Source organism: Mycobacterium sp. HUMS_12744610 (assembly GCF_041206865.1).
Lineage (GTDB): Bacteria > Actinomycetota > Actinomycetes > Mycobacteriales > Mycobacteriaceae > Mycobacterium > Mycobacterium servetii.
On sequence record NZ_JBGEDP010000002.1, the window covers coordinates 237,273 to 250,868 of the forward strand.

Here is a 13,596-nt window from a genome sequence, read left to right on the forward strand (position 1 = left end):
CAACCGCGGAACTGAAAACGTTGCCTGGCGGCACAGGCATAGGCCGCACGGAAGAACGAGGGATTTAAATGAAAGTCGTTCGGCGAGTTCTTGTTCTGGGCGTCGTGGCGATCGCGGCGGCGGCCGCTGTCGGGCATCCTTGGTCAGCCGAGTCGTTCACCTCGGCGCTGAAGTCGATGTGGGCGACGATCGACTCCACCGCGGCCCCGGCCGCAACAACGCCCCTGGACCCGTCCGAGACGGGCAACGTCATCGCCGGCCTCCTCGACCACGCTCACGTCGTGCACGGTTTGCCAAACGTGCCCGGATACGAACGTGGTTGTAAGCGTGGGCAGGCCTGCTCGTTTGGACCGGCGTGGAATGATCCGCAAAATCACTCTGGCTGTGACACCCGCTCGCGCATCCTGCAGGCTCAGTTGACCGATGTCATCGTGAAGCCGAATACCCATAATTGCAAGGTACTTTCGGGCACTCTGCATGATCCCTACACTGGCCAGGTCATCGCCTACGACGCCGGTCGCGACCCGTCCGCTGTGCAGCTCGACCACGTGTTCGCCCTCGGGCGCAGCTGGGACGCCGGCGCATCCCTCTGGGATGAGGCCAAGCGGGTGGCGCTTGCTAACGACCCCGTGAATCTGTTCGCAGTCTCAGGTCCGGCCAACCGCGACAAGTCCGATTCAGGGCTTGAGTGGTTACCCCCGAACCGAGACTTCCAGTGCACCTACATCGCGCGGTACCTCGCGGTGGCGGTGACCTATGACCTGAATATCACCACGAACGATCACGACATCGCGGTCCGACAGTGCCCGGCGATCACCGGAGGCGCGGCGTGATCCACCGTCCGAGGCCTCATTGTCACCACGTGCTTAGAGTGAGGGCATCGTTGACCATGGCAGCCGCAGGAGGGTCCATCCATGCCAGAGGCACCGAAACGCACCCCGGCCGAGCGGCGCAGCTACACCAGTCGGCGCGCCGAACGGACGGCGTCGACCGCGCTCAACACGAAGATGCGCTGGACGATCACCGACGCGCGCGTGGCGCTGGATCTCTCACTGAGCGTGCCAGAAGCCGCGGTCCAGGTAGGGCGCACCGCGACAGCCGTCGAGAACCTGCGCAGGAAGTGGCGGCTTGGACAACTTGCCGCCGGGCTCGCCGACCAGGTGCCACCACCACCACGCGCCCCCACACGAGGAGAGGCCACTAAGTGATGAGTAATTATGCGATCACGCGTGACGGGACAACCTGGCAGCTGCGCGATGACCCGGATGGCGAAATCGCCGACCTGCTGAACTGGATCATCGACGAGAAGTGCCACCAGAGCGCGGACGGCCCGCTGTTGGCGCTGTCGCGCCAGCAGATCGTCAGCCGACTCGGCAAGGGCATGCCGGCGGATTTCCCGGAACACGACGTCGTCACCGGTGATCCCGACCAGGGAGGGGTCCGCGGTTGGTGGGACACGACGGTACAGAACTACCTGGCCGGCGTGCGCAACTCCGCGGCCGCACCTGCTGATGAAGTCGACGACGAGCCCGCCGGCCACCACACGCCCGGGCGAGCAGATGCCTGGCCACTACGCAGCCGGCAGTGGGACGATGTGGAGTACTCCGGGGCCGACGATCGCGTGCTCATCGTCACAACATTCGGCATCGTGAATCCCGCCGGCGCGGTGGTCAAGCCCCCGCTCGGTGAGCCCGGCAATCTGCTGAAGCTGGCCGTCAAGTATCCGTGGGCATCCGGAGAGGGCGAGGCCGACCCACAGATCTGGATCACCGGGCAGGCGCTGCGCGAGCTCGACTTCCCGGTACCGGGCCCTGGCTCGACCGCCAAACTCGAGGACATCGTGGGGGACTTCTTCGGCTGCGATGTCACCTACCAGAAATCCGGCTTCTTCACCTGCGCGTTTCCGACGCCGGATCCGACGAACTGGCCGGACCGCAAAGTCGACGTCGTCCTGATGCCCTACACACACTCCGAGCCCTCGAAGTCACGGCCCGACGACCGCGGGGTGCTGGGCATTGTCGGAACACCGACGATCCTGCCGGCAGATGAAGCCGAGGCAGCACATCTGCTGGGCGATCGCATCGCCTGGCTGTACGGGCTTGAAGGCGCACTGCCGGGGCCGCGATGGTCTCGCGTCGGCGGCAAGATCGCCAGGGTGCGGATGGGCAAGGCCCGCCCAACCATCAAGAACGACCCCGGCGCGAAGCTCGTGCCGTGCCCACTGCCGTCACGGCTGTCCAAGAGCGGCAATCTGCCGTACGCCTGGTGGACTAAAGACAGCTGGAACCGCAAGCACCGGGCCAACAGTCCGGGCGTCGACGTCGAGGTCGATCAGCAGGCCGCGTATCTGCCCTCCGCTGAGGGTGTCTATCTCGGTTGGGGGACACCAGAATTCGTGACTCCCGATCCCGCGTGGTTTGACCAGCAGCGGCCACCTTTTCTGGTAGCCCAGATCACGGTGCCGCCGGCGAACAAGTGCGACGGGATCTCCCCGAAACTGCCGGTACCGCACCCGGGTATGTCCTGGACGAAGGAAGCAACTTTCCCCGCGACCACCATCGACATTCAGCAGCTGCTCGCCCCAGTGGAAAACGGTGGTGCCGGGCTGACCGTCGCTGAGATCGACTTCCATGTTGCCTACGTGTGGCCAGAACAGCACCAGTGGCTCAAGCAGTTCGCCATCCTGTTGCGCACCAAGCTTGCTGAGGCGCGGGCCGCAGACCGGCTGGACTATCAGCAGATGTGTCAGGCGCTGTACAAGAGTGTGTTCGGCCGGTGCGCCGCTGTGGGGGATAGCGCCTGGAGCTATCCATATCTGCAGCTACAGCAGCCGGCATGGTTCGGCGCGATCGAGGGGCTCACGCGGTGGCGCGCGATGCGATACGCGTGCCGTATCGCGCGTGACTTCAACCTCTACCCCACCGAGTGCATGGTCGACGCGTGGTTCTACCGCGTGCCAGAAGGGTTCAAACGGCACCAGTTGGAGGATCCGCTCGACGAGAAGACTGGTCTCCGTAAAAACGGCAGCTACCGGCTCAAAGCCCTTCCACCCGCCGCAGAGACCCCTGACGGCCCACTGGACGCTGAAGCCGACGACTCGTGAGCATGGAGTTCTGGGATCTGCCTGGTGACAGTTCCCAGCCCGAACCCGAAGGAGAGGGCTTCCGCGACGCGCTGGATGCCCTGACGCAGCGCCGGTTCAACGAGCTCGGTGCGGGATGGCGGCTGCTACCAGAGCGCCTACAGAGGGCCGAAGCCGGTCGTCGAGCTCGCCGCGAAATGTCTCGTCGCGTCGCCCAACACACAGGCAAGAAGCCGCTATCGGAGCGGACGATCGCCCGACGCGCTCGACAGGATGATCCGCCCCCCGGCGTGGACAAGGCGTGGCTGGACAGATGGGCGGCGATCGACAGGGCCGGAGGGATCGAAAACCTCGCCCGCCAGATCGGCGCGAGCGAAGGACAGGTACGGCGGTGGCGGGACTCACCAGATCCCGACGCAGAACTGCCGATAGGGAGGCGCCGAGGCGCGCCCCCGATCCCAGCCGCCGGGATCGTCGTACGGATCAGGGTGAAGGGGTTTGTGGTGATCAACGGCAAGGAATATCCGAAGGACATCCCAACCAACCCCGACGCGGACTACGACACCATCACGGTGGATCCCGCAGGAGAGCTGATGCAAGCGTTCTTCGACGGGGACGAGGAAAAGCTGAAGGAGCTGCTCGGGGAGGAGATCGCGATGCAGATCATCATCCCGACGTGGTCCAACTTGCCGGCGACCTACCAGGTCGGATACATCGTCGACGAGATCTGAATTCAGGCCCGAGACATAACTACTGGGCGGAATGAGCCCGCCCCCGGAAGGTGAGGGACGGAACGTGTCAAGGTCGGTGAGACAGTTTCTTACGCGGATTTGATGAGTGCTTCCGGGGTTGGTTGGTTGATCCAGGCGACGGTGGGCAGCTTCGGTGGAGCGGGCCGTCGGTGCCGGAATCTAGCGGGGTTAGCGGCGTAGGCCGCATCCAGCGTGGCGGCACGTTGGGCCTGGATCTCGTTTGCGGTGCCGTAGTGCACCGATGCAACGGTGTGTAGGCCCACGCCGCTGTGGCGATGCTCATGGTTGTAGTAATCGAAGAATGTCGTGCAGAAGGCGCGGGCATCTTCGATCGAGCCGAACCGGCCCGGGAACGCCGGGCAGTACTTGAGGGTCTTGAAATTAGCCTCCGAGTAGGGATTGTCGTTGGACACGTGCGGGCGGCTGTGGCTGCGGTCCACCCCCAGGTCGATCAGCAACTGGGCGACCGGCTTGGAGGTCATCGAGGTGCCGCGATCAGCGTGCAAGGCCAACTGGCCGCGGGCGATGCCGTGACGGGCCATGGTGTCGGCGATAAATGCTTTGGCCAACTCACCGTCCTCAACTTCTGCGATGATCCAGCCGACGACGTAGCGCGAGAAGATGTCGATAATCACATAGAGTTGATAGAAGATACCCCGTTGTGGCCCTTGCAATTTCGTTATATCCCAGGACCAGACCCGGTTTGGTGCGTTAGCGATCAGCTCGGGTTTCTTGCGCGCCGGATGGGTGCGCTGGCGACGCCGCTCGCGGTTCTCCCCGGCAATGGCCAGTAGCCGGTACATGGTGCGAATCGAGCACAGGTAGACACCATCATCAAGCAGTCGCGCCCACACCTGCGCCGGCGCCAGATCGCAGTACTGCTCTGAGCGCAGCACCGTCAGAATCTGCTGGCGTTCGGCCTCGGTGAGCTTGTTCAGTGGCTCGGGCCGCACCCGCCGTGCCGGCCGTGGTGGTGGGTTGCGGTGGCGGTGGAGCGTGGCCCGCGATGCACCCAGCAATTCGCACGCCCGTTTGGTGCTGGTTGCGGCCTCCAGGTCGGGCAGGTGCTCGCCGATCACGGCTTGGACTTCGGCTCGAAATCCGCGCTCTCGGAGAGCATCTCCAAGAGCGCGTGTGCTTTTCCCGTGATCTCCAGCGCTAGCTTGGTCCGATCCAGCTCAGCCTGCAGTTGCGTGGTGCGCCGCCGCAGCTTGTCCAACTCGACCTGCTCAGCGCTGCGCTTCGGCTTGCCCTTCGCCGACAAACCCTCCCGAGCGCCGGCATCACGGGCCTTTCGCCATTCGGCGATATGCGAGCTGTACAGGCCTTCACGGCGCAGCAACGCACCACGCTCCGACGAGCCCACCGACAGCGCGTCGTACTCGTCGAGGATGCGGGCCTTGTACTCGGCGGTGAACGTGCGCCGCCGCGCCCGAGCACCTGGATCGGGCACGTTGTCCACTTGGTCATTATCACTGCACCCGTCCAGGGATGCGATCGTCATAGTCACGGAAAATGGTGATCCTGTCTCGCCCTGTAGCGATGATTGGCTACTGCTGCTGTCTCACTTAACCCTGTCACACAGGGGGAGACAGACAGCGTGGCTGAGCAGGTACCTGACTGGGAAGACGTTCTTGCCGACAAGAAGCGGGAACACGACCGCACGAACATGGGCGATCAGGCGTTCGAGGATGTCACCCGGGTCGTCATCATCGCCGACAACACCTATACCGAATATTGGGCCGACTCCTGGAAGATGTTTGTCCAGGATGGCGGCAAGACCGTGAAGCTCCTCGCGCAGGGCGACGGCGCGTCAGCGGTCGAGTCTCGCAACCAGGCCCTCGGGGAGATGCTCGGGATGTCCTCGGACGCTGCCGGTGTGTTCACACAGGCTGTCGCTGAACGGGAAGGGCAGCCCGACAGATTCCAATAGCGGTCCGCGGGCCCTCTGGTAGGTGGCATCCGGGGTGTTTATGCTGAGACTTGTGCCGCTGTCGCGGCGGCCGGAATCCCGACAAACGACGGATCGCCCACATCGATTCGTTCACGAGCGATCGGGACAAGACCCACGGGGTTCCGCGCACCAACCCTTCAGAGACTGTCGCAACGCAGATGTGGGCTGCTGCGACAACGACTTTGGATGGGATGTGACTCTCGCGATGACTAACAACTCGTGGAAGAAGAAGGCTCGCCGCCAACAGATCGCCAACGGTGTCTCTTACACCCGCGCCAGGCGCGAGGTCGATCGCGAGTACGACGCGCAAAGCAGAGTGAATGCTGACACGCTTTTGTCTGCGCTTGGTATCGAGAACCCTGACAGCCTCGACGTCGAGGCGCTGTGGGAGCCACGCCGTCGACCGGCTGGCGCGACCCGGCAGATGCTGCTGGGTACCCCTCTTGGCCTGACGCCCGAGGGAAACCCGGTCTGGCTGGATCTTAAAGACGCGCCGCTCGGCGGCGACGGGCCACACGGAGTGATGATCGGAATGACCGGAAGTGGCAAATCCACAGCCCTGCAGTCGATGGTATTAGGGCTATGCGCACTGCATTCGCCCGAAATTCTTCAAGTAATCCCGGTGAGTGGGTACAAAGAATCGGCGCTTGACGCGTTCGCTAACTACCCCCACGTCACCATCCAGCCCGCGGGCGAGGCTGGCAGCGAACCTGAGGCGGGCGACATCGCGCAGACACTGGACCGCCTGATCGAGCAGCGCAGCCAGGCGCTGACCGACGCCGGCATGGAACTCACCGGCCGAAGGTTCCGCGACGCCCACGCCTACCACAAGGCACGAGACGCCGGCGCCAAGCTGCCGCCGATGCCCTATACGGTGATCATGGTCGACGAGCTACCCCAGGACGAGCCAACGGCCGCGGCCGTGTTCCACGTGCTACGCCACGGACGAGAGCTGGGCGTGCGCGTCTTGGTCTCCGCGCAGGATCTCCAGCGGGGCTACATGTGGCGAATTCTCGAAAACTCCACCTACAGAATCGTCTTCAAAACGATCACAGGCCAGGTTTCGCGGTACCTGCTCGGTGCCGACGCAGCATACTTCCTGACCGGTCCGGGCCATGGGTTCCTCGCTACGTCTTCCAGCAATGACCCGGTGGCATTCCGTATGTTTCCGCCGCTCTCCGACTCGGTGATCGAGTCGGTTGGCCGACAGCTCACGGTGGCAGCCACAACGGCGGACTAACGCCCGCCGGAGGTGCTAGTCCGGCGTGATCAAGTCGCCAAGGTGACCAGGGGTGGTGTACTGGGCGAGCGCGTCACGATGCTTGCGCAGTGACGAGGCGATTCCGTCGGCCGCGGACTGGAAGTGGCCGGCAGCTTCCCGGTAGCTGTTGCCGCCGGCCTTGTACTCCTCCAGTGCGTCCAGGAGGTCATCGACGGCCGTGGACAGAAGCCGGTTGTTGTGCTCCAAGGCCACGATCTGGGCGCGTTGATCAGCGATAAGGGCCTGCTGTTCGGCGATGAGACGCGTAGTCGATTCCGGGTCGCCGGCGCCCGCAGCTCCGGCCAGACCGCCCGGGGCCTGGCCCACCTGCTCTGATGGATGGTTGGGGAGCTGGTCTGGGTAGACATACCAGCGCAAGCGCTGGGGATACGGCTCAGCGCCGCCACGAATCCGGCCGGCGACGATCGCATTACGTACGGTCCTGGGATCCTTGCCGAGCAGCCTGGCAGCTTCCCTCAGCCCGACAACGTCACGGCTGGTGGGAGCTGTTTCGACGCCGTCAGGGGGGTACTTGAGTCCATCGGACACGGTGTACAACCCCCTTCCTGGATGTCGATCGTCCTCGAAAGGTAGCCCGCAACGTCCCAAGATGCACCAATATGTACTTCACTGATCTTAGAAGACGGCGGCCCGTGCGACACGAGCAACCTTCAGTGTGCATCTAAGGGCAGTTAAGGGCATTGCGGGTTACAGTGTCAGGCGGCGGCGTGTAGAGCACTGAGCGTATTTAGGAGCAGGTAATGGCATCCTCGCGAGCGGCTCGACAGCGCAAGGATCGCGCACCTCGTCAGGCCGCGCCGAGGGAGCCACGGGTCGAGAGCCGCGAGCTCGACGAGCTCATGGGGCTGCGCCTAACCGGACGTCAACGTCTTGCACTGGAATGGAAGGCCGACCAGTGCAAGAAGAAGACGGCGCAGTACTTCATCCGGGACTACCTACAGCCCGTGTTCGACGAGTACGACGAGCACATGGAAGGAACTAGCCTCGCAGGCTGATGTGATCGGATAAGCACCGCCACTCCGTCGTATCGACGGGGCAATGGTTAACCATGCGCGTGTCGCGGCATGGTTAACCATGATGCGCGTGGGACGATTCCCAGCAGTCACACCTGCTGAAAGGAGGTTCCATGCGCTGAGGCCGCCCATGCCGCGGCAGTCGAACTCCTGGCCAACGGCCATCATCTGCGAGCGCCCATCGATGCACACGCCGCATTCGAATCAGGTGTTCTCGTAACACTTTTCACGCGGATTTCCCACTAGAACGACGCAAGCCCCCGGCGGCTACCGAGGGCTACGTCGGAGTCGAGCTGTCACTCGACCCTTGGGTTTGTCATGCGTGCCATCCCCCTAGGAAGGGACTGTCTGATGACACGTCTCAGGATACTGCATGTCTGCGTGCAGATCTTGGTAGATCGAGCCGACACGCGGCGGATCTGTCGATGATGTCCGCGATACGCGTCCGCACCGCTAGCTCACTATCTGACCGGCCTGCGCCGTTCGGCGCAATCGACGGCGGAAACGTATGCCGCCCAACTAGATCCCTGACATCACACAGGTACCGCACATCCCAGGCAACCCGGCCTGCCGGCAACCCCTCTGCGGGCGAACGTTCCGCGGCACAGTCCCTGCCGCGCGAGAGGGGGCGCCCCGTGATGGCCTAAGCCGTGCAGAGCCCACCAGCGACTCTTCGAGCGAGTGGGCCAACGCCAGAAATCGTGAATATCGGTGTGGGCCAACCACTGTGACATGACGAAGGCCCCGCTCGAAAGCGGGGCCGCGTCAAGGGTTCGATCTGAGTTGGCGCTCAGATCCAGGTCCGCACCCAGTGCCCCTTGGAAGGGACGATGTCGTATCAGGACTCGTCTCACGGTAGTGCATACCCTCGACACCGTCTAGGCACCGCGCGAAACCGTGATCTCAGAATTGGCTCGGCCCCGAGCCCGCTTGGGCGAGCCGCAGGCGACTACGCCGAACACTGCCAATCGACTGCGGTCCAACAGCGGTTGCGCCGCATCAGGAACCGCGAGCAACGGCGGAACTGGGTGCAGCGCGCCGGCGAGACTGCCCCGTCGACGCCGATGTGGACGTCGCGCGCCGGCTGGGTCGGCGGCGTCGAAGCATGGGCGCAAAGCGATGAACTAGAGGCTGTGTGTGCTTCGACGAACGTCTCGATCACCAGCTCGACACTGGCTGCCGTGGCGAAGGCCTGGGCGCAGTTCGCCGACCACGGCACCGGCCGCAATGCAGCGGTGACGCGAGTACGGGTGGCGGAAGCGGCCGGCTGCGACCCCAGGACGGTTACCAGGGCGTGGAAGGTTCTGGGCGCGGCCGGTTGGGCGGTGGAAGCAGCGCGCGGCCACGGGTCCAGTTCGACGGCAAGCCGTGGCAACCGGCCCTCGATCTGGCATCTGGTGAGCCGCAAAGTGGAGTCCACAGAGATCGGCCGGCCTGTGGAGTTTGTCCACCTACCGCCATCCCGAAGGGATAGGCGGTTAAGTCCAGTTAGTTCGAACTCACCAAAGGCGCGCGCAGACGCGCCCGCCAAGAAAGTTCATCCCCCTACGAAGAAAAACAAACCCCCGACACGGACTGCGCCGCGGCCTTTGGCCTTGCAGCGCCTTGCAGCCGAGCTCGTCACCCCGGCCGGTCGTCGTGACCCGTTGTGTCGGGGCCTTGATCAGGGACATATCGGGGCAATTTGCGATGCAATCTCGTCAGCTGGGATCGACCCGGGGGTCTGGTCAGCTCGCGCCGTCACCGAAGCACTCAACCGCGATATGCGGGCCCGAGGATGGTCATGGCCGAACGAAATCACCAGCCCAGGGGCGTTCTTGGCATCGAGGCTGCGGCTCTTGCCCAGACGGGCCGACAAGAGCACTCCACAAGCCTGCACAACTACGGGCCAAGACCAGGCCACGGCCGTCCGCCGGGTCATTTCCGCCACCGCCGACCGCAGTCGTGAGAGCGACCGATTCACCGTTGTCACGCAGGGAGCGTCAACCGGGTTGGGCCGAACAACGGCTGTCCGCGCCGCTGCAGGTTCAGGAGACTCCTGCGTGGTGTGTTGCGGCCCTCACCCAGTGCGCCGGCCATTCCTGCCGACTCACCGGGCATACGTCTGCGATCGCTGCTGGGAGCAGCATGCCGAGCCAGCCGTCGCCGGGCAGTGATGAGGTGGTCGACGATCTCAGGCTGCAACGCAGGGCTGCGGGTAGGTCGCTTCCGCGAAGATCCGGTCGTGCAGGCGCCGGACCCACCGCGCGTCGCCAAGTGCGGTGTGACGCTCGTGAGGGCCTGGTGTGGCGACTCCGCAGGCCCGCGACGTCGCTTCTGCCGATCGCTGAACAGGGATCTGGCGGGCAATGAGGTAGCCGGTGGCCAGAACAGCGATGTCCCAGGGCTGGTAGTGCCATCGCGGCGTCCGGTCATGGCGCTCCAGCAGCGCTTCCAGGCAGCCGGTGTCGAACGAGGGCACCACCCCGAATACCCGGGCGCCGGCGGTCCAACGCTGGACGACCGCGGCCGCCGTAGCGGCCGGCAGTAGGTGAGCGTTGGGCGTCGTCAGGACGCCATCGCGCTGGGGATGACGCTGGTCGAAGCGGCCGATCGCCAACGCCTTGGGATCCGCGTGAGGCAAGTCCAGGTCTGCGACGTCGACGTAGAGCGTGATTTCACGGTCGCCGGTGGCGTCGCGTCGGATCATGGCGATCTCCCATGCTCGGCGACGCGGTCCCTTGCCAGTCGTCTCGGTGTCGAGGAATACCACCGCGTCCCACATCGTCTGATCCCCCTCTCATGGGCTTCGTCTGTTGTCTCTTGAAGCTCGTTGGGTGTGGCTCCCGTCGGCTGCTTTTCAAGTATCGCAACGAGCACCGACAAGCAATCCCGATGATGGCTCCCCCCCGCCGCTGGGTTGGGGAGGGGGTGTGCCGTATTGCATTGAGGGCACACCTGTTTGAGCCGAGTGATGTGTCGGTCGTCATCGGTAGAATCAGATGTTGTAAGGGCACGCCAGTCGGGGTGGGCCCGTTCAGTTTGGAGGGTTGTGTTGGCCATGAGGGCAGCAGTGTTGGAGCAGCCAGAATTGGGCCGTGGTGATGACTAGCGATGGCGCGGAGCCTCGCCACGACGACGGTGAAGTCGACGATGAGCAGTTAAGCGCGCTGCTTGGTGATCGTGATCGGGTACTGAGGCGCATCGAGCGCCGGGCAGCCGTCGTTGTGCGGTCATGGATGGTGGCCAACGAACGGAGCTGGCTGTCGGTGGATGTGTCGGGGAACCTTGCTCCGGTTGGTGGACGGTTTGAGGGCAATGCGAGCCTTGCTGCGGCGGTGCCATTGTTGCCGCGCCGAGTGTTTGGGGCCGGGCTGAACAACCGGGGCGACTTTACGTTGAGGTTGTCAGACCTGGATGCCTACCTCGATGGTGCTCGCCACGGAATCGACGGTGAAGAACTGTGGAAAACAGTCGTGATTGGGTTTGTAGAGGAGTCTCACCACGAGGTTCGGGTCAACGTGCCACGGGATTTCCAGCCGGAGCGCTGCGATTTGGCCAACGAGTTGGCAAGCCTCGATGACGATGGGTGCGAGTTCGTGGAGCGCGGCGTGCTTCGGGTGACTGACGCCGATGAGGAGGATCCGGACGCAGAATACTTCGCACCCCCAGCGGTGTGGTGAACAGTGCGCCCGGTAAGCCCGGCTACACCGAGTGAATCACGTTGCGTGACAAGCAGAAGGGAGCCTCGCCGGTCCGATCGCCGGGCGGTTCTGTCGGTGGGGCTCATTAGTATGAACGGTGTTGGGGCAGGCCAGCAGGGTCGGCCCGGGAAGATTCGAAAGGTCGTGGACGAGCATGGGGGTTCCGGGGGTGGGCGTGCCGTATGGGATCGAGTGCCCAGTGTGTGAGGCTCCGCCCGGCTTAACCTGCGGCGGGGAGGACGAGTACCACGTCGGCCGGCTGCGGGCCTGGCGCGGCGGGGAAGCGGTTCGGCGCGACATCGTCGAGCGGATGCGCGTCTCTAACTGCTGAACAACGATTGGGGTGGAGCGGCCTTAGAATTCGGGGGGCCAAGGATCGGGCATGGCCGGCAGGCCGGCGTTGCTCGTGCGGTTCCAGTGCTCCAGGATCTCCTCGATGTGATCCCAGTCGTCGCCGGTTTTCGGCGGAATTGATCGCACGCCAAGCGCTTCCGCGCTAACGTTCTGAATGTGCGAGGCATCGGTCGATGCGTAGGTATCGAGCGCTGCGACGCTGCTTGTGGCCGTATGCACCTGGGCGGCGACCAATTGGAACTGTGCGGCAGCGTCCCTGACGACCTCGCTCGCCTCATTGATCCGTGACTGCGCGGCCCGCAATAGTGCTGCTCGGCCTTCGGCGGTGCCCGATATGTGTGCAAATGCCGCTTTATCCCGCTGCCAAGCCTGCTCGACGGCCGCCAGCTCACCCTGAGCCTTCTGGGTGAGCAGGTTGGCCTGGCGCACCGTATCCGCGACTGAGGAGTGGGCGGATCGCAAACTCTGGCGCCGCTGAGCAAGTGTCTCGTCAAGGTCACGCGCCTGATCGCTGGCCTCACCGGTCCACGCGTCGGGATGCTGCGGCGCCGGCTCATAGCCTGGCGGGGGGACTTCTGGCGGTACTGAGGTGCCTAAGAGCTGACGTGCACGCTGTATCCACACTTCGGCCTGGTCAATCACGCGTTCCATCGTCGGGTCGTCGGCTCACTGTTTGCAAGAGGAGTGCACGCTCGGCAGTGACACGGCGTCACCGAGCCTGCGCGCTCATCCTCCCATCGTGCATGAATCTTGTTGTATGCCAGGCGTTGTGTTGTTGATGGTGGTGGGGGTGAGGTGGAGGTTGGTGATGCCCAGGGTGGTGAGGTAGGTGCCGTTGTCGTGGTTGCCGTAGATGCCGATGGTGGGTACGGGTGCGTGGGTGATGTGGGCGTTGTTGAGCCAGGTGTGGTTGAGGTCTCCTGCGGTGATGAGGGTGTCGGCGTGGTGGGTGGTGATGGCGTGGGGGATGGAGGTCCAGGGAGGTTCGGTGTCGGCGAGGACGAGCAGTCGCATGGTGTTGAGTGTGCGGGGTGTGGGCCGTCGGATTCAACATCAGGTGTGGTGTGTGTTGTTGGATTGAGGGGTAAGGGCGGCAGGGGTTGGGCGGTGGGGCGTGAGCCCCGCCGCGTTGGTGTGGTGTCGTATTCGGTTGGTATGAACGGGTATTGAGTGATGAGGATTGGCATTGCGATATCACGAAAAGTGTTGGTAGTATTGATGTTAAGCGCGGCGAAGCCGAGCGGAGCCACGAAACAGACTGTAGAATAACGACATTGGCTAGCGACGAAGTCGCGACCACGCGGGTAGTGAAAGTGATTGGTATGCAAAGAGATTCGATCCGACAGAGCGAAGGGCGAAGCCCGAGCGGAAACGAGCCGGTGACGACGAAAACGCAAGGCGCACAACAGAACTCGACCATGGAGCACGAGCAAGGCGGCGTGAGCCGCCGGTTGCGCTCGCCGGCAACGCCGGCGG

The 13,596-nt window shown here is 63.9% G+C and carries 16 protein-coding genes; 10 read left to right on the forward strand and 6 right to left on the reverse strand.

Annotation, left to right across the window (positions count from 1 at the left end; all coding sequences use genetic code 11):
• Positions 1-68: 68 nt before the first annotated feature.
• The 4 genes from AB8998_RS30690 to AB8998_RS30705 all read left to right on the forward strand — a co-directional run bounded on the left by AB8998_RS30690 (position 69) and on the right by AB8998_RS30705 (position 3,813).
• Positions 69-833, forward strand: coding sequence for an HNH endonuclease family protein (locus AB8998_RS30690; RefSeq protein WP_369742061.1), 765 nt, complete (start codon positions 69-71; stop codon positions 831-833).
• An 81-nt stretch (positions 834-914) separates the two neighbouring features.
• Complete coding sequence (locus AB8998_RS30695; RefSeq protein WP_369742062.1) at positions 915-1,208, forward strand: hypothetical protein; 294 nt, start codon at positions 915-917, stop codon at positions 1,206-1,208.
• Positions 1,209-1,336: 128 nt separating this feature from the next.
• A complete protein-coding gene (locus AB8998_RS30700; RefSeq protein ID WP_369742063.1) occupies positions 1,337-3,103 on the forward strand; it encodes a hypothetical protein in 1,767 nt (588 codons plus the stop codon).
• A gap of 2 nt (positions 3,104-3,105) precedes the next feature.
• On the forward strand, positions 3,106-3,813 hold the full coding sequence (locus AB8998_RS30705) for a hypothetical protein (RefSeq protein ID WP_369742076.1): 708 nt from the start codon (positions 3,106-3,108) through the stop codon (positions 3,811-3,813).
• 89 nt (positions 3,814-3,902) lie between these two features.
• On the opposite strand, the gene AB8998_RS30710 is transcribed toward AB8998_RS30705, so the two are convergent.
• Positions 3,903-5,338, reverse strand: a protein-coding gene (locus AB8998_RS30710; protein ID WP_369737281.1) for an IS3 family transposase whose coding sequence is annotated in 2 segments (ribosomal slippage) — positions 3,903-4,978 and positions 4,978-5,338 — 1,437 coding nt in all. Because the reading frame shifts where the segments join, the coding sequence is not laid out codon by codon here.
• A gap of 96 nt (positions 5,339-5,434) precedes the next feature.
• On the opposite strand from AB8998_RS30710, the gene AB8998_RS30715 reads away from it, so the two are divergent.
• A complete protein-coding gene (locus tag AB8998_RS30715) occupies positions 5,435-5,767 on the forward strand; it encodes a hypothetical protein (protein ID WP_033721404.1) in 333 nt (110 codons plus the stop codon).
• A 226-nt stretch (positions 5,768-5,993) separates the two neighbouring features.
• Positions 5,994-7,028, forward strand: coding sequence for an FtsK/SpoIIIE domain-containing protein (locus AB8998_RS30720; RefSeq protein ID WP_369742064.1), 1,035 nt, complete (start codon positions 5,994-5,996; stop codon positions 7,026-7,028).
• Positions 7,029-7,043: 15 nt separating this feature from the next.
• Here the strand turns inward: AB8998_RS30720 and AB8998_RS30725 are convergent, their stop codons facing one another.
• The gene (locus tag AB8998_RS30725) at positions 7,044-7,607 is read right to left on the reverse strand and encodes a hypothetical protein (protein ID WP_180844026.1); all 564 of its coding nucleotides are present in this window, start codon (positions 7,605-7,607) and stop codon (positions 7,044-7,046) included.
• Positions 7,608-7,810: 203 nt separating this feature from the next.
• On the opposite strand from AB8998_RS30725, the gene AB8998_RS30730 reads away from it, so the two are divergent.
• The gene (locus AB8998_RS30730) at positions 7,811-8,065 is read left to right on the forward strand and encodes a hypothetical protein (protein WP_101930888.1); all 255 of its coding nucleotides are present in this window, start codon (positions 7,811-7,813) and stop codon (positions 8,063-8,065) included.
• Between the two features lie 967 nt (positions 8,066-9,032).
• Here the strand turns inward: AB8998_RS30730 and AB8998_RS30735 are convergent.
• Positions 9,033-9,458 carry a hypothetical protein gene (locus tag AB8998_RS30735; RefSeq protein ID WP_369742065.1) on the reverse strand — a complete coding sequence of 142 codons (426 nt, stop codon included), beginning with the start codon at positions 9,456-9,458 and terminating at the stop codon, positions 9,033-9,035.
• 798 nt (positions 9,459-10,256) lie between these two features.
• On the reverse strand, positions 10,257-10,847 hold the full coding sequence (locus AB8998_RS30740) for a 3'-5' exonuclease family protein (protein ID WP_101930886.1): 591 nt from the start codon (positions 10,845-10,847) through the stop codon (positions 10,257-10,259).
• Positions 10,848-11,166: 319 nt separating this feature from the next.
• On the opposite strand from AB8998_RS30740, the gene AB8998_RS30745 reads away from it, so the two are divergent.
• Together AB8998_RS30745 and AB8998_RS31650 are read left to right on the forward strand one after the other, a co-directional pair.
• Positions 11,167-11,745 (forward strand): hypothetical protein, encoded by a 579-nt coding sequence (locus AB8998_RS30745; protein ID WP_369742077.1) that lies wholly within the window; start codon positions 11,167-11,169, stop codon positions 11,743-11,745.
• A gap of 175 nt (positions 11,746-11,920) precedes the next feature.
• Positions 11,921-12,097, forward strand: coding sequence for a zinc finger domain-containing protein (locus AB8998_RS31650; RefSeq protein WP_420492659.1), 177 nt, complete (start codon positions 11,921-11,923; stop codon positions 12,095-12,097).
• Positions 12,098-12,120: 23 nt separating this feature from the next.
• Here the strand turns inward: AB8998_RS31650 and AB8998_RS30750 are convergent, their stop codons facing one another.
• Positions 12,121-12,771 (reverse strand): hypothetical protein, encoded by a 651-nt coding sequence (locus tag AB8998_RS30750; RefSeq protein WP_369742066.1) that lies wholly within the window; start codon positions 12,769-12,771, stop codon positions 12,121-12,123.
• Between the two features lie 75 nt (positions 12,772-12,846).
• Positions 12,847-13,134 (reverse strand): hypothetical protein, encoded by a 288-nt coding sequence (locus tag AB8998_RS30755; protein ID WP_369742067.1) that lies wholly within the window; start codon positions 13,132-13,134, stop codon positions 12,847-12,849.
• Between the two features lie 152 nt (positions 13,135-13,286).
• Between AB8998_RS30755 and AB8998_RS30760 the strand changes: the two genes are divergently transcribed.
• Positions 13,287-13,596: hypothetical protein (locus AB8998_RS30760; RefSeq protein ID WP_369742068.1), on the forward strand; the 310-nt coding region annotated here is incomplete at its 3' end.

Coding starts and splice junctions, on each gene's coding strand:
- AB8998_RS30690 (WP_369742061.1), top strand. CDS start 69: ATGAAAGTCGTTCGGCGAGTTCTTGTTCTGGGCGTCGTGGCGATCGCG.
- AB8998_RS30695 (WP_369742062.1), top strand. CDS start 915: ATGCCAGAGGCACCGAAACGCACCCCGGCCGAGCGGCGCAGCTACACC.
- AB8998_RS30705 (WP_369742076.1), top strand. CDS start 3,106: ATGGAGTTCTGGGATCTGCCTGGTGACAGTTCCCAGCCCGAACCCGAA.
- AB8998_RS30720 (WP_369742064.1), top strand. CDS start 5,994: ATGACTAACAACTCGTGGAAGAAGAAGGCTCGCCGCCAACAGATCGCC.
- AB8998_RS30730 (WP_101930888.1), top strand. CDS start 7,811: ATGGCATCCTCGCGAGCGGCTCGACAGCGCAAGGATCGCGCACCTCGT.
- AB8998_RS30740 (WP_101930886.1), bottom strand. CDS start 10,847: ATGTGGGACGCGGTGGTATTCCTCGACACCGAGACGACTGGCAAGGGA.
- AB8998_RS30745 (WP_369742077.1), top strand. CDS start 11,167: ATGACTAGCGATGGCGCGGAGCCTCGCCACGACGACGGTGAAGTCGAC.
- AB8998_RS31650 (WP_420492659.1), top strand. CDS start 11,921: ATGGGGGTTCCGGGGGTGGGCGTGCCGTATGGGATCGAGTGCCCAGTG.
- AB8998_RS30750 (WP_369742066.1), bottom strand. CDS start 12,771: ATGGAACGCGTGATTGACCAGGCCGAAGTGTGGATACAGCGTGCACGT.
- AB8998_RS30755 (WP_369742067.1), bottom strand. CDS start 13,134: ATGCGACTGCTCGTCCTCGCCGACACCGAACCTCCCTGGACCTCCATC.